This window comes from Pseudomonas sp. PvP027 (genome assembly GCF_017833005.1).
Lineage (GTDB): Bacteria > Pseudomonadota > Gammaproteobacteria > Pseudomonadales > Pseudomonadaceae > Aquipseudomonas > Aquipseudomonas congelans.
On record NZ_JAFIBK010000001.1, the window covers coordinates 4,981,814 to 4,997,974 of the forward strand.

General features: G+C 60.6%; 18 protein-coding genes. 7 read left to right on the forward strand and 11 right to left on the reverse strand.

The features are described 5' to 3' along the window. Positions 1-5: 5 nt before the first annotated feature. Entirely contained in the window at positions 6-1,589 is a 1,584-nt protein-coding gene (locus JOE33_RS21655; RefSeq protein ID WP_010429294.1) for a rhodanese homology domain-containing protein, read from the reverse strand. Continuing rightward, entirely contained in the window at positions 1,586-2,194 is a 609-nt protein-coding gene (locus JOE33_RS21660; protein ID WP_010429291.1) for a cysteine dioxygenase, read from the reverse strand. The genes JOE33_RS21655 and JOE33_RS21660 overlap by 4 nt, the downstream gene beginning before the upstream one ends. A 207-nt stretch (positions 2,195-2,401) precedes the next feature. Between JOE33_RS21660 and JOE33_RS21665 the strand changes: the two genes are divergently transcribed. Continuing rightward, complete coding sequence (locus JOE33_RS21665) at positions 2,402-3,307, forward strand: LysR family transcriptional regulator (protein WP_122529975.1); 906 nt, start codon at positions 2,402-2,404, stop codon at positions 3,305-3,307. A gap of 65 nt (positions 3,308-3,372) precedes the next feature. Here JOE33_RS21665 and JOE33_RS21670 read toward each other — a convergent pair whose 3' ends face one another. Beyond that, positions 3,373-4,461, reverse strand: coding sequence for an LLM class flavin-dependent oxidoreductase (locus JOE33_RS21670; protein ID WP_209924132.1), 1,089 nt, complete (start codon positions 4,459-4,461; stop codon positions 3,373-3,375). Between the two features lie 257 nt (positions 4,462-4,718). Here JOE33_RS21670 and JOE33_RS21675 point away from each other — a divergent pair, with 257 nt between their 5' ends. From JOE33_RS21675 to JOE33_RS21690, 4 genes are all read left to right on the forward strand, one after another. Beyond that, complete coding sequence (locus tag JOE33_RS21675; protein ID WP_010429283.1) at positions 4,719-5,576, forward strand: ABC transporter permease; 858 nt, start codon at positions 4,719-4,721, stop codon at positions 5,574-5,576. 3 nt (positions 5,577-5,579) lie between these two features. Then, a complete protein-coding gene (locus tag JOE33_RS21680) occupies positions 5,580-6,404 on the forward strand; it encodes an ABC transporter ATP-binding protein (RefSeq protein ID WP_010429280.1) in 825 nt (274 codons plus the stop codon). 51 nt (positions 6,405-6,455) lie between these two features. Continuing rightward, positions 6,456-6,758 (forward strand): SelT/SelW/SelH family protein, encoded by a 303-nt coding sequence (locus JOE33_RS21685; protein ID WP_010429278.1) that lies wholly within the window; start codon positions 6,456-6,458, stop codon positions 6,756-6,758. A 93-nt stretch (positions 6,759-6,851) separates the two neighbouring features. Beyond that, a complete protein-coding gene (locus tag JOE33_RS21690; RefSeq protein ID WP_003342638.1) occupies positions 6,852-7,673 on the forward strand; it encodes a UDP-2,3-diacylglucosamine diphosphatase in 822 nt (273 codons plus the stop codon). A gap of 10 nt (positions 7,674-7,683) precedes the next feature. On the opposite strand, the gene JOE33_RS21695 is transcribed toward JOE33_RS21690, so the two are convergent. Both JOE33_RS21695 and JOE33_RS21700 read right to left on the reverse strand, forming a co-directional pair. Continuing rightward, on the reverse strand, positions 7,684-7,995 hold the full coding sequence (locus JOE33_RS21695; RefSeq protein ID WP_003393857.1) for a DUF962 domain-containing protein: 312 nt from the start codon (positions 7,993-7,995) through the stop codon (positions 7,684-7,686). A 796-nt stretch (positions 7,996-8,791) separates the two neighbouring features. After that, a complete protein-coding gene (locus JOE33_RS21700) occupies positions 8,792-10,246 on the reverse strand; it encodes a TrkH family potassium uptake protein (RefSeq protein ID WP_010436914.1) in 1,455 nt (484 codons plus the stop codon). Positions 10,247-10,419: 173 nt separating this feature from the next. Here JOE33_RS21700 and JOE33_RS21705 point away from each other — a divergent pair, with 173 nt between their 5' ends. Then, complete coding sequence (locus JOE33_RS21705) at positions 10,420-10,980, forward strand: nitroreductase family protein (protein WP_032612451.1); 561 nt, start codon at positions 10,420-10,422, stop codon at positions 10,978-10,980. Here JOE33_RS21705 and JOE33_RS21710 read toward each other — a convergent pair whose 3' ends face one another. The 6 genes from JOE33_RS21710 to JOE33_RS21735 form a co-directional block, all read right to left on the reverse strand. Continuing rightward, positions 10,981-12,330 (reverse strand): HAMP domain-containing sensor histidine kinase, encoded by a 1,350-nt coding sequence (locus JOE33_RS21710; RefSeq protein ID WP_187625738.1) that lies wholly within the window; start codon positions 12,328-12,330, stop codon positions 10,981-10,983. It lies immediately after the preceding gene. A gap of 86 nt (positions 12,331-12,416) precedes the next feature. After that, positions 12,417-12,896 carry an LTXXQ domain-containing protein gene (locus JOE33_RS21715; protein WP_187625737.1) on the reverse strand — a complete coding sequence of 160 codons (480 nt, stop codon included), beginning with the start codon at positions 12,894-12,896 and terminating at the stop codon, positions 12,417-12,419. Between the two features lie 186 nt (positions 12,897-13,082). Continuing rightward, on the reverse strand, positions 13,083-13,760 hold the full coding sequence (locus JOE33_RS21720) for a response regulator transcription factor (RefSeq protein ID WP_003424789.1): 678 nt from the start codon (positions 13,758-13,760) through the stop codon (positions 13,083-13,085). Between the two features lie 7 nt (positions 13,761-13,767). Continuing rightward, positions 13,768-14,181 (reverse strand): translation initiation factor 2, encoded by a 414-nt coding sequence (locus JOE33_RS21725; protein ID WP_187625736.1) that lies wholly within the window; start codon positions 14,179-14,181, stop codon positions 13,768-13,770. 146 nt (positions 14,182-14,327) lie between these two features. Beyond that, positions 14,328-14,627: a YciI family protein gene (locus tag JOE33_RS21730; RefSeq protein WP_046237494.1), complete on the reverse strand. Its 300-nt coding sequence runs from the start codon at positions 14,625-14,627 to the stop codon at positions 14,328-14,330. A gap of 1 nt (position 14,628) precedes the next feature. Continuing rightward, positions 14,629-15,225, reverse strand: coding sequence for a septation protein A (locus tag JOE33_RS21735; protein WP_010436899.1), 597 nt, complete (start codon positions 15,223-15,225; stop codon positions 14,629-14,631). Positions 15,226-15,290: 65 nt separating this feature from the next. Between JOE33_RS21735 and JOE33_RS21740 the strand changes: the two genes are divergently transcribed. Then, positions 15,291-16,154 carry a PHP domain-containing protein gene (locus JOE33_RS21740; RefSeq protein ID WP_032612445.1) on the forward strand — a complete coding sequence of 288 codons (864 nt, stop codon included), beginning with the start codon at positions 15,291-15,293 and terminating at the stop codon, positions 16,152-16,154. Positions 16,155-16,161 lie beyond the last annotated feature (7 nt).

Genomic DNA, 16,161 nt, shown 5'->3' on the forward strand with positions numbered 1-16,161 from the left:
CCTGCTCAAATCACATAAAAGCCGTGTGTTCCGTCACGTCCCAGTTGCTCCACCAGGCCGAATTCCCAGTCCAGATACGCCTGCATGGCTTCGCGCGGTGCGTCGGTGCCTTCGTACGGGCGGCGATAGCGATCGATGCGTGGCGAGGCCAGTCGGCTTTCGCCATGCTCCAGCGGCAGACCGGCCTTGATCCAGCTGGCGGTGCCGCCTTCGAGCAGGAACACCGGCTTATCGGTCAACGCCTCGAGGTCGGCCACGGCAAAGCGCGCCAGACGGCTGCTGCCGCAGGTCAAGACATAGCGGTCAGCAGCCGGCAGCCTGCCCAGCGCCTGCTTGAGGTCGGCACGCAAGGTCCACCAGGCGCCGGGAATATGCTGTTTGACATAGTTGGTGCTGGCGGTGAAATCCAGCACCGCCACGTTTACCTGTGTCTGCCAGTGTGTGAGGGTTTCGACGCTGATCGCCTCCACCTGCGGCGGCGTCGGGAAGGGCGCGTCCCAGTCGCCCTGTTCGCTGAAGTCTGCTGCATCCAGGTCATCGATTACCGACACGTCCCAGCCCAATTGCGCCAGCCAGGAGGCCGACATGTTGGCGCGCACGCCGTCATCGTCCAGCAGCGCGATTCGCGCACCGCGTACGCTGGCGAAATGATCGGTTTCCTGCACCAACTGCCCACCCGGTGTAGAGCGCGCGCCGGGCAGGTGGCCTTTGGCAAACTCTTCCGGGGTGCGTACGTCGAACAGGTAAGTGGTGCGTGAAGCCTCGGCTTGCCAGCGTTGCAGATCAGCACGGCTGGCACGTTTGACGCTGGCGCGATCGGCCACCTTGCGGGCATCGGCACTGGCGGTTTCGCGGGTCTCTTCACTGACTGCCGCAAAACGCCGGTTCTGGCCATGGTCCAGCGTCTGGCCGGCCAGCAGCCAGCCAATGGTGCCATTGCGCAGTGCGTTGATCGGGTTGGGCAGGCCCGCGTTGACCAGCGACTGGGTGCCGATGATGCTGCGCGTGCGACCGGCACAATTGACGATGATTCGGGTAGCGGGATCGGGTGCCAGCTCACGTGCCCGCAGCACCAGTTCGGCGCCCGGCACGCTGATGCCACCGGGAATGCTCATGGTCTGGTATTCGTCATAGCGCCGGGCATCGAGCACTACCACGTCGGCATTGCTGTCGAGCAGGCGCTTGACCTCTTCCGCCGCCAGCGACGGGGTGGCTCGATGATGCTCCACCAGCTCGCCAAACGCCTTGCTCGGCACATTCACGTCGATGAACAGCTCGCCGCCAGCCGTGCGCCAGCCCTGCAGGCCGCCGTCGAGCAGTTTCACGTCGCTGTAGCCCAGTGTCTGCAGGCGTTGCAAAGCTACTTGTGCCAGGCCTTCGCCATCGTCGTACAGGGTCACGGCCGTGTCGCGTCGCGGAATGCGGGAGAAAACCTCCAGCTCCAGCTTCGACAACGGGATGTTTACGGCAAACAGTGGATGAGCCTGGGCAAAGGATGCCTCTTCGCGGACATCCACCAGGGCCAGCTCCTGACGGTCCAGCAAGGCCTGGCGAATATCGGCGAATGATCGGGTGGCAGGTGTGGTCATTGGGTCGGGCTCCCTGTTGGCTGATCCTGATGGGCAGTAGCGGCAGCGTTCGAATAGCCGGAGATGAACAGTTTTTCGGTGCCGTCGAGGTCATACACCGCACGCTTCACGGTGCCGATATCGGCGCCGTAGACGTGGATGCTGATCGACACCTGATCGTTGAAGGCGTTACTGACCTGATGGACATCGTTGCTGTGCGGTGACAGCGCCTCGACCTGGCCGGGTTGCAGGCGAATCGCCGGGCCGCTGGTTTCGAGGCGCCCTTGCGCGTTGCGAAGGTAGCCCTGGGAATCTTCCGCACCGCGCAGCATGCCGATCAACCCCCAGACGCGGTGGTCGTGAATCGGCGTGCGTTGCCCCGGCCCCCAGACGAAGCTGACTACCGAAAAGCGCTGCTGAGGATCGGCATGCAGCAGAAATTGCTGATAGCGGTTGGCGTCGGGTACGGCGAATTCTTCTGCCAGCCAGTCATCGTGGCTGACCAGTTGCGCCAGCAGCTTGCCGCCGCGGCGTAACAGGTCGCCTTCGTGCGGCTCGCTGCCGATCAGTTCGGTGATCGCATCGATAAAGGCCCCGAGTCGTTCCGGGTGTCGGTTCTGAGTCATGTCCATTTCCAGATCACAGTCGGGGAATGGTTCGATATAAGCATAATATGGATATTTAATATGCTATTTTTTAATGATTAGGTTATAACGAAAACGTCTTTTACTTCTCTGCAGCAATCCGCGAAATCTACGCTCGGGCTATCCATGAGCGCCTGCTGGTACTATGCTTTTTGCCTATGTTTAATTTCTTTTTTATGTGCGGTCCGAATGAAAATTGATGATATCGATGCGTTCGTTGCAGTCATCCGCTGCCAGTCGATCAGCCACGCCGCTGAATCGCTGGATCTGACCCAGCCAGCCATTACGCGCCGGGTGCAGAATTTCGAGCAGGCCCTCGGGGTCGAGCTGTTCGACCGCAATACCAAGCCGCTCAAGCCGACTCCGATGGGCCTTCAGGTGTACCAGAAGTGCCTGGCAATCCTGCGCGAGATGGATTCGTTGCGCGAGCTGGTGGCCAGTGACACGCCGCCGAGCGGCCTGTTGCGTCTGGGCGTGCCGCAAACCATCGGTGATGTGGTGCTGCTCGATGCGCTCAAGCAATTGCGTGGGGAATTTCCGGATCTGCGTGCCCAGGTCAGCACCGGTTGGGGCAGCCACTTGATCGGCAAGATCGAAAACGGCGAGCTGGATGCGGCGGCGGCGCTGTTTCCGGCAGGCAAGATATTCCCGGACAACATCATCGGTCAGTCGATAGGCAAGATGGAGCTGGTGGTGGTCTGCGCCAAGGGCCTGGCCCCGAAAAAGCCCGGCAGGCTGGCGGACTGTTATGAGCAGGGCTGGGTGCTTAATCCGGACGGCTGCGGTTTTCGTGCAGGCTTGCAGCGCACGCTGACCGATCAGGGTCTGAGCATGAAGGTCAATCTGGAAACTTTCGGCACCGAGTTGCAACTGGGGCTGGTGGCCGATGGCATGGGGCTTGGCCTGGTGCCCAGGCCCTTGCTGGAGCGCAGTGCGCACCGCGAGCAGTTGGTGGCGCTGCCGCTCAAGGACTTCAAGCCGGTGATGGATCTGTGGCTGTTCTACCCGCGCTTTCTCGGTAACCTGCAGGCGCCGGTCGAAGCCTTCGGCGCACTGGTGGCCCGGTCGCTCAAGCCGGTCTCGGCAGCCGCCTGAAAACGGCATCGCGGGCAGGCGCTCTGGCGTCGAGCGTCAGGCCTGCCCGCAGGGCATGGGGTGAATCAGGCGACCTGTTCGCGCGCCTGCTGTTCGCGTTGCGCCACCAACGCGCGGGTCAGCGGGATCAGCTTCTTGCCATAGTCGATGGCGTCTTCCAATGGATCGAAGCCGCGAATCAGGAACGTGGTAATCCCCAGATCGTAATAATCCAGCAGCGCTTCGGCGACCTGTTCCGGAGTGCCGACCAGCGAGGTCGAGTTGCCCTGTGCGCCAAGCAGGCCGGCGATGCCGGTCCACAGGCGCTTGTCCAGCCGCGACCCTTGTGCCGCGGCGTCCAGCAGGCGGCGTGATCCTTCATTCGGCGGTTCGCGTCGTACAAAGCCGTTGCGGTCTGCCAGTGCCCTGGCCTTTTCCAGAATACTGTCGGCGCGTGCCCAGGCCTGCTCCTCGGTCTCGGCCAGAATCGGACGTAATGACAGGCTGAAACGAATGGTCCGCCCATGTCTGGCAGCCTCGGCGTGGACCTGTTTCACCACGTCACGCACCTGTTCGTATGTCTCGCCCCACAACGCATAAACGTCGGCATGTTTGCCGGCCACGGCAATCGCCGCTGCCGAGGAACCACCAAAGTACAGGGGGATATGTGGCTGTTGCGGGGATTTGACCAGCGAGTGCGCGCCCTCGATCTGATAGTAGGTGCCGTCATGATCGAACGGCTTGTCGCTGGTCCATTCCTGACGCACTACGCTGAGGTACTCGTCGCTGCGTGCGTAGCGTTCGTCCTTGCCGATATGGCTGCCGTCGGCGCGCAGTTCCTTGTCGTCACCGCCGGTGATGATATGCACGGCAGTGCGCCCGCCATTGAACACGTCCAGCGTCGCGAACTGTCGTGCCGCCACAGTGGGGGCGATGAAGCCCGGGCGATGGGCGACCAGAAACTTCAGTTTGGTGGTGACGCTGGCGGCATGCGCTGCGACCAGCGTGCTGTCCGGGCTATTGGAATGGTAGGCGATCAGTGCACGATCAAAACCGGCATCTTCATGAGCCTTGGCCACGGTCTTCACGTAGTCGGGCTGGATGGTCGCGCCGCTGCGCGGGTGGATTTCAGAACCGGGTTGCGTGGCAATATAGCCAATGAATTCGATGCTCATGAAAACTCCTGCCAATGGTTGAGGTCCGTTCGACCTTGTCGAGAGGCACCATAAAGGCAAGGGGCAGACGCTGTGAAATTCGATTTCGGTCTAAGTTAATTATAAAAAATATGCATTATTAAGTTTTATAGTGATCAAATATTTTAACTATTAGCTTAGGTCTAAATCGAATTTCACGCAGCGTTCTTATGCACATAGCATGGTCTTCATAATGCATCGGGTGCGTCTTGCCCGGTTTGTCCAGGAAGGATGTGCCCATGTCTGATACAACGCTCAACCCCGCAGAACCCGGTTTTCTGGTGGTCAACAAACCTGAACAGGGCCACGTCTCGCAACCGGGTCGCCCGAACTGGCAAGTGCCTGGCTTTGTCTTGCGTCTGCTCAGCCCGCTGGCGCTGTTGCTGCTCTGGGAACTGGGCTCTCAAACCGGCCTGCTGCCAGTCCGGGTGATTGCCGCGCCGTCGCAGATCGGCGGTACGCTCTGGTCGATGATCGTCTCGGGCGAACTGGCCCACCACTTGTGGGTTTCGTTGCAACGGGCACTGTCGGGCTTGAGCATCGGCGTCAGTATTGGCGTGGTGGCTGCACTGGTGACCGGGCTTTCCCGGCGCGGCGAAATCGTTCTCGACTCGCCCATGCAGATGCTGCGCACCATTCCCTCGCTGGCACTGGTGCCACTGTTCATCCTCTGGTTCGGCATCGGCGAGTTCACCAAAGTGGCGCTGATCGTCATGGGCACCACCTTTCCGGTGTACCTGAATCTGTTTTCCGGCATCCGCAACATCGATCCGAAACTGATCGAGGCTGCCAACACGCTCGGGTTGAGCCGCCGCGAGCTGATCTGGCATGTCATCCTGCCCGGCTCGTTGCCTGCTTTTTTTGTCGGGCTGCGCTATTCCCTGGGTATTTCGTGGCTGGCCCTGGTCTTCGTCGAACAAATCAACACCACCGCTGGCATCGGTTATCTGGCCAGCGATGCGCGGGACTTCATGCGCACTGATGTAATCGTTATCTGCCTGTTGATCTACAGCGTCCTTGGCCTGGTGATCGACGCCATCATTCGCACGCTGGAGCGTTATGCGCTGGCCTGGCGCCCGACCTTCGTGAGGTATTGAAACATGGCCACTTCTGATCTGCGCAATACTCCCGCTGTCGCCCCCGAGGCGAGTCAGGCGCCTGTAAAGCTGCGTAACGTGGTACGCCAGTTTGGTCGGCAACGGGTCATCGACGGGCTGAATCTGGATATTGCTCCAGGCGAATTTGTCGCCTTGCTTGGCGCCAGTGGTTCCGGCAAGACCACCTTGCTGCGCACCCTGGCCGGGCTTGACGAGATCGACAGCGGCGAACTGCGTGTGCCGGTGGCGCGGGCGGCGGTGTTTCAGGAGCCGCGCCTGATGCCGTGGAAAACCGCCTGGAAAAACGTGGTTCTCGGCCTGCGCATCAACGATGCCAAGGCTCGTGCCGAAGCAGCGTTGACCGAGGTTGGCCTGGCGCATCGGCTGAATGCCTTTCCGGCCACCTTGTCCGGTGGCGAAGCGCAGCGAGTGGCACTGGCTCGGGGACTGGTGCGTGAGCCAAAACTGTTGCTGCTCGACGAGCCTTTTGCCGCACTCGATGCCTTGACGCGCATTCGCATGCATCAACTGATCATCGACCTGTGGCGCAAGCACACCCCGGCGGTATTACTGGTGACACACGATGTCGATGAGGCGATCCTGCTCGCTGACCGGGTCATCGTGCTCGCCGACGGCAAGATTGCCGACGACATCCGCGTCGACCTGCCGCGCCAGCGCGACAGCGGGCAGGCCGGGTTTCAACTGATTCGCAGCCGCTTGCTGCACTTGCTGGGCGCCAAGGTGCACGCGGCTGCCTATACTGCACCGCAAGCGCCGGAACAGGATGTCACCCTCAGTGCACTGCGCCGCTTCGCCAACGCTCGTTGATTCGGCGCACGCTGCGTATCATGGTCGTCTGAATTTCCGAAGGGGACGCCCATGTCTGCCGAAAAGCCTGAAGTCATCATCACCTATTGCATTCAATGCCAGTGGCTATTGCGCGCTGCCTGGCTGGCCCAGGAACTGCTGAGCACGTTCAGCGATGACCTGGGCAAAGTTTCGCTGCAGCCTGGCACCGGCGGCGTGTTCCGCATTACCTGTGACGGTATACAACTCTGGGAGCGCAAGGCCGACGGCGGCTTTCCAGAAGCCAAAGTGCTCAAGCAGCGGCTGCGCGATCAGATCGACCCGGCCCGCGATCTGGGCCATAACGACCGCCATACTCCGCCAGGTCCTCAGTAATACAGGGCAACTGTCACGACATCGCCACGCACGTGTCACATACGGTTAACCGGCATGCTCCACTCTTCTGGAAACCCTGCCGGAGGTCGTCACATGACCAGTGCTCAGCTCGCCACACCCAGCCGCAAACAGCGCGTGCGCACCTTGTGGATTTCCGACGTTCATCTGGGCACGCGTGATTGCCAGGCCGAGCACCTCTCTGCGTTTCTCAAACGCTATCAGGCTGACAAGGTGTACCTGGTCGGCGACATCATCGATGGCTGGAAACTGCGCGGCGGCATGTACTGGCCACAAGCGCACACCAACGTGATTCGCCGCTTGCTGACCATGAGCAAGCGCGGCACCGAAGTCATTTACGTCACCGGCAATCACGACGAATTCCTGCGCCGTTACTCCAAGCTGGTGCTGGGCAATATTCAACTGGTCGACGAAGTCGAACACGTGACGGCCGATGGGCGTCGTTTTCTGGTCATTCACGGCGACCAGTTCGACGTGATCACCCGTTACCACCGCTGGCTGGCCTTTCTGGGTGACTCGGCCTATGAATTCACCCTGACCCTCAATCGCTGGCTCAACCACTGGCGCGCCAAATACGGTTATGGCTACTGGTCGCTGTCGGCGTACCTCAAGCACAAGGTCAAGAGTGCGGTGAATTTCATCAGCGATTTCGAGGAAGCCATCGCCCATGAATGCGTGAAGCGCGGGCTGGACGGAGTGGTCTGCGGGCACATCCACCATGCGGAAATTCGCCAGGTGGGGGGTGTGGAATACCTCAACTGCGGCGACTGGGTCGAATCCTGTACCGCCCTGATCGAACACCTGGACGGCAACATCGAACTGTTCCGCCTGGCGGATGCGCATTTGAAGGCGCAACAGGTTGCCGTCGAGGAACCCGCCAGCGAAACGCTTGCCTGAAGCAACCGGCCTAGAACGGCACCTTGCCCAGGAGCATGTCGCGGTACATCACGAAGTCGCCGAGCAGACTGTAAAACGGATGCTTGAACGTGGCCGGACGGTTCTTCTCAAAAAAGAAATGCCCGGCCCAGGCGAAGCCGTAACCCGCGACCGGCAACAGCCATAATAGCCCCCACCGGCCGCTGCCCACACCAAACGCCAGCAGAAAAATCACCAGCGACGTACCGACAAAATGCAGACGTCGGCTGGTAGCGCTGCTGTGCTCGGCCAGATAGAAAGGATAGAACTCGGCAAAGCTCGAAAAACGCCTGATGGTATCCACGGTGCTCATCCTCGTGTGGGTTCCTGTTGTTATACACAAATTTAGCTGACTGTCGTGCCAATGCTCCGCGTTGGAACGATAGTCAAAACAATCTCACGCCTTACCTGCAGCCGCTGCCAACGCAGTGCTTTTCGAGCGCGATGGTACTGACGACGCAGAGTGCGACGTTAGTGACGGCTGAGTCCTGGCGCTGATCCGGGGGTAGCCTGGCAGGACGCCAGGCTAGCCGCACCGGGCCATGGATGGCCCGTTGCGGCGACCCCCGGATCAGTGTCAGGGCGAAGGAACCCGACGAAGTCGGGCCGGAAACGGAGCCAGGGGGTTTGCCTACTTTGGCCCCATCAAAGTAGGTCGCCGAGGGGCGAAAAGGTGATCTGATTCGAACCCCAATCTACCTAACAAAGAAAAACCGCCGTGTGACGCAGAGCGTCACGAACTGCATTCCCACGCGGAGCGCGGGAACGATAGTCAAAACCGCAGCCACTGCCGCAAAAGTGCTTTTCGAGCGCGATGGCGCAGACGACGCAGAGTGCGACGTAAGTGATAGAGCGAAGGAACCCGACGAAGTCGGGCCGGAAACGGAGCTGCGGGCTTTGCCTACTTTGGCCCCATCAAAGTAGGTCGCCGAGGTGCGAAGAGGTGACCTGAGCCGAACCCAAATCCACCTGACAAAGAAAAACCGTTGTGTGACGCAGAGCGTCACGAACTGCATTCCCACGCGGAGCGTGGGGACGATAAAAATCTCCGTTTTCCGGACTCTTCAAGACTTGTGTACGACGATGAGTGCTGCCAGACCTCAATGCCGCCAGAATGCCGGTACACACAGCACCAGCACAGTAATGATTTCCAGACGACCCAGCAGCATGCCGCCGGACAGAATCCATTTGGCCGCATCCGGCAAGGTAGAGAAATTGCCCGCTGGCCCGATGACCTCACCCAACCCTGGCCCTACACCCGATACTGTACTGGCAGCGCCAGTCAGTGCGGTCATCCAGTCCAGCCCGAGCAGCGACAGCATCAGCGCGATCAGACAGATAGTGATCGTGAAGAAAAACGAAAAAGTCAGGATCGAGCGCACGATTTCGTCGTCCAGCCGATGGCCGTTGTATTTCTGCTTCATCACCGCGCGCGGATGGATCAGTTGATTGAGGTTGGTCTTGAGGAGAATGTAGGCCACCTGAAAGCGGAAGATCTTCACCCCGCCCGCGGTCGAGCCGGAACAACCGCCGATAAAGCCCAGATAAAAGAACAGCATCAGCGAGAAATTGCCCCACAGGCTGTAGTCACCCAGTGCAAAACCCGTCGTCGTCACCACTGAGGTCACGTTCAGCGCGACATGGCGCAGCGCCTCGGTCCACGGCAGGTCAGTGGTATTGGCGTACCAGACGGTCATTACCAGCCAGGTGATCAACAGTAGCCCGATCAGCCCCTGAACCTGTTCATCCTTGAGCAACGCCTTGCGGTTGCCGCGCAGCGTCGCGACATACAGGGTAAAGGGCAGGCTGCCGAGGATCATCACCACGATCGCCACCCAATGCACCGCCGGTTGCGGCCATTTGGCCAGCGACTGGTCGGAGGTGGAGAAGCCGCCGGTGGAAATCGCCGACATCGCGTGATTGATCGCGTCGAACAGACTCATGCCCGCCGCCCAGAAGGCCAGGCTGCCCAGCGCGGTGAAGCCCACATAGGCGAGCACGATGAACTTGGCCACCATGTGCGAGCGGGGCATGACCTTTTCCGAGCGGTCCGAGGACTCGGTCTGAAACAGACGCATGCCGCCGATGCGCAGCAGGGGCAGAATCGCCACGGCCATACCGATGAAGCCGATGCCGCCCAGCCAGTGCAGCATCGAACGCCAGATCAGAATGCCCGGAGACATGCTGTCCAGGTGGCTGAGTACTGTCGAACCGGTGGCCGTGATGCCGGACATGCTCTCGAAGAACGAGTCGGTGTAACTGATGTGCTGGGTCAGCAGAAAGGGCAGGGCGGCGAAAATGCACACCACAATCCAGCTGGAGACGGTCAGCATGTACATGTCCCGCGGGCGCAACTGAACGTTGTCGGGACGTCCGGGCACCACCAGCGCCAAGCCGGCGATAAAGGTGATGGCGCTGGCCCAGAGAAACTCGCGCAGGTCCTCGAAACGGTCGTAGATGACCAGCGTGGCCATGGGCACGATCATGGCGACAGCCAAGGTGATCAGGAAGATGCCGATAATGAAACCGATGATACGCAAGGTCGGCAACGACATGACAGGCTCTGGCTGGTGTGAGGAAAGGCGCCATTCTACCTGCGCTTGAGGGCATGTAAACCGGCGCGGCCGAGGACCGCCTTCAAGCGCAGAGGTAACGAATTGTGCGTCGCGCTCGTTATTGACGCTAAACAGGCTCTAGAATGCTCGATCACTTTTCAAGGAGACAGTCCATGCAGGCGCTCGACGTTTTGCTCAATCGTGTATCGGTTCCACGACTGGTCGACCCGGCCCCGGACGCTGCGCAGCGGGAAATCCTGTTCGGTGCCGCATTGCGCGCGCCGGATCATGGACAGCTCAAGCCATATCGTTTTCTGACTGTCGAAGGCGCTGCCCGTGATCGTATGGGCGAGATGCTGGCGCAGGCTCTGCAAGAGAGTGGCGCTGAAGTGACCCCGCAGGCGTTGGAAAAGGCCCGTCTTGGCCCATTACGTGCGCCCTTGGTGGTGGTCGTGATCGCGCGCCTGCAGGACCACTTCAAAGTCCCCCGTTCAGAACAGCGGATTACTGCCGGATGCGCCGCTCATGGTGTGTTGCTGGCAGCGTATGCACTGGGTATCGGTGCCGTCTGGAGGACCGGTGAGCTGTCCTATGCTCCGCAGGTGGCCAAGGGCTTCGGCCTTGAAGCCGGCGAAGAAGTGCTCGGTTTTCTATACCTGGGCAGCCCCCTGAACCCGCCGCGCGAAGCGCCGAAAGTCGAGGTGGGCGGGTTTGTCAGCGAGTGGCAGGGCTGATCATATCGAAGATGAACTGAGCGGCTCTCTGGGCAGATCCAGCGTGGCGATAAATCCGCCTTGCGGGTGATTGCCCAGCGTCAGGTTGCCGCCATGTCGCTCCGCTGCGCGTTTGGCGATCGCCAGCCCCAGGCCGTGACCTGGCGTGGTCTGGCCGGGGGCGCGGTAAAACGGCTCGCCCAGTTGCGTCAGATGTTCGTCGGCAACGCCCGGGCCGTGATCGCGGACGCTCAGACGGATGTGATTGTCGACCTGAATTGCCTGCAGATCGATGCGCTGCCCGGCGGGATTGAAGCGCAGCGCATTGCGCAGCAGGTTGTCCAGCGCCCGCTCGATCATGTCCGGCCAGCCTTTGAGATGCAGGTTGTCCTGCACCTCGACATGAATATTCTGGTCGATACCGTCCAGTTGTGTGTCGTTCTTCAGACGCTGCAGCAGCGCTTCGAGGTCGACGGGCTCAGGGCCACGAAGCTCGGCGTCGAGGCGTGCCAGGGCCAGAATCTCACTGATCAGCGCCTCCAGCCGGTCACATTCACGGCCCAGTCGTGGCCAGAGTTTTTCACGCTCGGCAGGCTCCGCACGCTCAGCCAGCGCTAGGGCGATGCGTAATCGGGCCAGCGGTGAGCGCAGTTCATGAGACACATCGCGCAGTAACTGGCGCTGACTGCCAATCAGGCTTTGCAGGCGCGCACCCATGCGGTTGAAGTCCTTGGCCAGCACGCCGAATTCGTCACGCCGGTTGGCCAGTTGTCCGAGGCTGTGCTGTTGATAGCTGGTTTGCCCCAGATCGTGCACCGCCCCGCGCAGGCGACTCAGCGGTCGGGTAATCGACAGCGTCACGAACAGGCTGAACAGGGTCAGAACCACCAGTGCAATGCCCAGCGCGCTCAATGGCCACATCAGACTCTGACGGTGCCACTCGTCGAGCTCCGGGTGCGGAACGCGGTAGATGAACAGGTAGGTTTCGCCGGTCTTCGGGCTGCTGTACTCGGTGGCCAGTCGGCGCCAGGGCAGTTTGCGCCCCTGCTCGTCGCCTTCCCGCTGCCGTGCTTCCAGGGCTGCGGCGCGCGGCGGGAAGGTGCCGCGGACCATGGGCTCGCCGCTCTCGCTGAGCACCTGTGTGTCGATACGATTGCGTCGTTTGATGTCCTGAAGAAATTCCTGAGCGTTATCAGCGCCCTTGTCCTCGAAGCGTTGCGTCCACTGTTCGGGCAACGAATTGAGCACCGGATGGCGACTGAGGATCCACGCATCCTGGTTGAGCATATGCCCCATGAGTATCGACAGGCCGCCTACCAGAGCGATGGCCAGCCAGAAGCTGGCCAGGATTCGCCAGAACAATGAACGCACGGGATTTCCTCGGTCTCAGTAAAAAAGCCCGGCATGCGCGCGCATGCCGGGTTGTGTTCAACTCATCGGGCCGCGAGGCCTAATGGTTACAGCGTCTTTGCTGCTTTTGCCGCTTTCCAGGCCTTGAACTCGGCCCATTCGGCGCGACGTGCATCTTCTTTCTTCTTGATTTCGTCAAACAGCTTCTGCTGGTCAGGCCTCAGCAGTGCACGAACTTCGCTGTCGGTCTTGGAGCGTTTGGCTTCGATTTCGTCGTGCATTGCCTTCTGGTCGGCAGCAGGCATTTTTTCCAGGTAGCTTTGGGTGATTTCGCGGCGCTCATGCTTTTGCTCGCGCATCAAACGTTCGATCTGCTGACGCTGTTCACGTGTCAGGTCCAGCTCACCCATCGGTCCCATCGGGCCTGGGCCGCGATCCATGCGTTGGCCTGGGCCGCGGTCATCGCGATCCATGTGCATGGCAGGTCCGTCAGCATCCGGGCCACCGGCAGGTGGCGCTGGTGGTGCGGCCATGGCAATGGTCGGCAGGGCAGTGGCAAACATCAAAGCGATCAGGGTCTTGCGCATTGTGTATCTCCTTGTCTCTAGTGCGGCTCAATGCCGATGAGCCCAGTTTAGGGAGATCAAGGTCAAGCGCAGTCAGCGCTTGGTAAAGCTTGTGTAAGGAGAACGTTGCAAGTTGTCAGCTTAAGGCTACACGCCAGAAGCGCTGTGCTTTCAACTTGCCGCGTGAAGCTTGCCACGTGAAGCGGCTCAAAGCGCGTAGTAATAGCCGCGGCTGCGCAGGGCGACGATGCGCGGGCGGCCGTCGGAGTGCGGGCCGATTTTCTTGCGCAGGTTGCTGACGTGCATGTCCAGGCTGCGGTCGTACAGGGTCAGTTTGCGGCCCAGCGCCAACTGTGCCAGTTCCTGCTTGTCCAGCGGTTCGCCGGGCTGGCGCATCAATGCTTCCAGCAAGCGGCTTTCGGACACGGTGAGGGTCAGCTCCTTTTCGTCGACACTGACCACGCCGCGCATCGGGCTGAAGGTCAGGTCGCCCAGTTCGAGCTGGCTGGACGACGCTACCGGGTGACTGCGGCGCAGTACGGCGCGCAGGCGGGCGGTGAGTTCGCGAGGGTCGCAGGGTTTTGCCAGGTAATCGTCAGCGCCCAGTTCAAGGCCCAGAATACGGTCCAGCGGCTCGCCGCGTGCCGAGAGCATGACCACCGGCAGGTCAGGGTGGTCGGCGCGTAATTGCTTGAGCAACTCCAGACCGCTGCCATCGGGCAGCATCACGTCCAGCACCACGGCAGCGGGGGCGGCGTCGGCCAATGCCTGACGCGCGCTGGTCCCGTCATGACAGGCGCGCACCTGAAAGCCTTCCTGGCTCAGCCAACTGCTCAGCAGTTCGCACAGCTCCTGATCATCATCAATTAGTAACAGCTCGCTCATGACTCACTCAATTTAGCCACTGCCGACGTTGCCTACGCCAACCGCTGACCAATATACCGCACAGAAGGGCGAACATCGCAACGCCACCGCCTGCGATGAACCATTGTTGCTGTTCGGTCAGCAGACGCGGGGGCGCTGCGGACAGTGCTTCTTTGAGCTGCAACTTGAGCTTTTGGTTCTCCTGACGCAAACGTGTCAGCAAGGCGTTGTTGCGCTCCGGATCGGCGCTCTGCAACTGCCGGGTCAATTCTTCGCGCTGCTGCTCGCTGTCCTTGAGGCGCAACTGAAGGTCGGCAATCTGGCTGGCGGCGCCGGGCTGATGCAAAGGCTGCACCGCGCCACCCTCACTGACAGTCTCGGCGTTTACCTGCACACCCGCTGCCATCAATATTGCCAACAGACACCACGTAGCTGAACGCATCTGAACTCCCTTTTACCGAGCCGTGTAAATTCGCACATTGAGCGGTTATCGGCAGGCAGGCGGGAATGATGAATGAAGGGCGAGGCGGCGGCGCGGCCCTGCTTCGCTGAAAACAGGGCCTGCAGTTGCTACAGGGGGGGAGGGTATCAGGGCAGGACTTGCTTGAACGGCTTGACCACGACGTTGGCGTAGACACCTGCGGCAACGAACGGATCGGCTTCGGCCCAGGCCTTGGCGGCGCTCTGCGATTCGAACTCGGCAACGATCAGGCTGCCGCTGAAACCGGCAGCGCCCGGGTCGTTGCTGTCGACTGCCGGGTGTGGACCGGCCAGCACCAGTCGGCCCTCATCCTTGAGCGCGTTGAGGCGCTCCAGGTGTGCCGGCCGAACGCTGAGGCGTTTTTCCAGCGACTTTTCGACGTCGGTGGCAATGATTGCGTAGAGCATGTCAGTCCTCGGATTTGGTCGTATTGGGAGCGGAGTCGTGCAGGTGGCGCGACAGATAGATACCCTGGCCGACCAGGAAGATCAGGGTCATGCCCAGGCTGCCGAATACTTTGAAGTCGACCCAGAATTCCTGATAAGTGAAGGCCACATACAGGTTGGCCGCGCCACAGAAGAGGAAGAATATGATCCAGGCGATGTTGAGCCGGGTCCAGATCGCCGCCGGCAGGGTCAGCGCATGGCCCATGATGCGCTGGATAAGCGGACGGTCGCCGATGAAATGACTGCCGGCGAAGGCGACGGCAAACAGCCAGTTGACCACCGGGGCTTTCCATTTCAGGAAGGTTTCGCTGTGGAAGGCCAGAGTCAGGCTGCCGAACACCAGGCACGCTACCAGCGTGAGCCACTGGCTTTTTTCCAGCTTGCGCTGTTTGACGTAGAGAATGCCGTAGACCACCACCGAACTGATGATCAGCATCGCCGTTGCACTGAAAATGCCGCCTACCATATAGGTATTGCCGAGGATATCCACGGCACGCGGCTCGGTTTTGTAAACGATGAAGAACAGCAGCAGCGGGATGAAGTCGATGAATTGTTTCACAATGGCAGCCAGAAGCAGGATGTGGCGGCATAATAACAAACATCAATGAACACGAAAGCATCACTATGAATGTAGACCTGCACTGCCACAGCACCGCTTCCGACGGGGCACTCTCGCCCACGGCACTGGTTGCGCGTGCTCATGAAAACGGCGTGCGCGTCCTTTCGCTGACCGACCACGACACCCTTGAAGGGCTTGAAGAAGCCCGTACGGCGGCGCATTCATTGGGTATGCAACTGGTCAACGGGGTGGAGCTGTCCTGCACCTGGGGCGGCGCGACCATTCATATTCTGGGTTACGGATTCGACACCCAGGCCCCGGCGCTGACCGAAGCCATCAGTCGTTTGCATGAGGGACGCTGGCTGCGTGCGGAAGAAATCAGCCGCAAATTGGCGATCAAAGGTATGCCTGGCGCGCTGGAAGGCGCTCGCGCGATTCAGCAGGAGCTGGGTGACAGCGGTAATGCGCCTGCACGTCCGCACTTTGCCGACTTCATGGTGCGCTCGGGTTTCGTCAAGGACCGCGCCGAGGCATTTCGCAAATGGCTGGGGGCGGGCAAACTGGGCGATGTGAAGCAGCACTGGCCGACGCTGGAAGACACGGTTGCCACCCTGCGGGCGTCGGGTGCATGGGTCAGCCTCGCGCATCCTTCACATTATGACTTTACCCGCAGTAAACGGCGTAAACTGGTCGGCGATTTCGTCCAGGCCGGCGGGCACGCCATAGAAGTGGTCAATGGCATGCAGCCTGCCGATCAGGTCGGCACCCTGGCCATCCTTGCACGCGAGTTCGGACTGCTGGTCTCTGCCGGCAGCGACTTTCACGGTCCTGGCACCTGGGGCGAGATCGGCACTTATCGTCCCGTGCCTGAAGATCTACCGCCTTTGTGGTGCAGATTCAAACATGAACAGCCTACTGCCGCCGTCTGAACAGGAA

What these genes read in the sequence shown, in the direction of transcription:
- JOE33_RS21670 (WP_209924132.1), bottom strand. Translation starts at nt 4,461, where the DNA reads ATGAGCATCGAATTCATTGGCTATATTGCCACGCAACCCGGTTCTGAA.
- JOE33_RS21720 (WP_003424789.1), bottom strand. Translation starts at nt 13,760, where the DNA reads ATGAGCGAGCTGTTACTAATTGATGATGATCAGGAGCTGTGCGAACTG.
- JOE33_RS21660 (WP_010429291.1), bottom strand. Translation starts at nt 2,194, where the DNA reads ATGACTCAGAACCGACACCCGGAACGACTCGGGGCCTTTATCGATGCG.
- JOE33_RS21715 (WP_187625737.1), bottom strand. Translation starts at nt 12,896, where the DNA reads ATGCGCAAGACCCTGATCGCTTTGATGTTTGCCACTGCCCTGCCGACC.
- JOE33_RS21655 (WP_010429294.1), bottom strand. Translation starts at nt 1,589, where the DNA reads ATGACCACACCTGCCACCCGATCATTCGCCGATATTCGCCAGGCCTTG.
- JOE33_RS21730 (WP_046237494.1), bottom strand. Translation starts at nt 14,627, where the DNA reads ATGCTCTACGCAATCATTGCCACCGACGTCGAAAAGTCGCTGGAAAAA.
- JOE33_RS21690 (WP_003342638.1), top strand. Translation starts at nt 6,852, where the DNA reads ATGACCAGTGCTCAGCTCGCCACACCCAGCCGCAAACAGCGCGTGCGC.
- JOE33_RS21705 (WP_032612451.1), top strand. Translation starts at nt 10,420, where the DNA reads ATGCAGGCGCTCGACGTTTTGCTCAATCGTGTATCGGTTCCACGACTG.
- JOE33_RS21700 (WP_010436914.1), bottom strand. Translation starts at nt 10,246, where the DNA reads ATGTCGTTGCCGACCTTGCGTATCATCGGTTTCATTATCGGCATCTTC.
- JOE33_RS21675 (WP_010429283.1), top strand. Translation starts at nt 4,719, where the DNA reads ATGTCTGATACAACGCTCAACCCCGCAGAACCCGGTTTTCTGGTGGTC.
- JOE33_RS21680 (WP_010429280.1), top strand. Translation starts at nt 5,580, where the DNA reads ATGGCCACTTCTGATCTGCGCAATACTCCCGCTGTCGCCCCCGAGGCG.
- JOE33_RS21685 (WP_010429278.1), top strand. Translation starts at nt 6,456, where the DNA reads ATGTCTGCCGAAAAGCCTGAAGTCATCATCACCTATTGCATTCAATGC.
- JOE33_RS21740 (WP_032612445.1), top strand. Translation starts at nt 15,291, where the DNA reads ATGAATGTAGACCTGCACTGCCACAGCACCGCTTCCGACGGGGCACTC.
- JOE33_RS21665 (WP_122529975.1), top strand. Translation starts at nt 2,402, where the DNA reads ATGAAAATTGATGATATCGATGCGTTCGTTGCAGTCATCCGCTGCCAG.
- JOE33_RS21725 (WP_187625736.1), bottom strand. Translation starts at nt 14,181, where the DNA reads ATGCGTTCAGCTACGTGGTGTCTGTTGGCAATATTGATGGCAGCGGGT.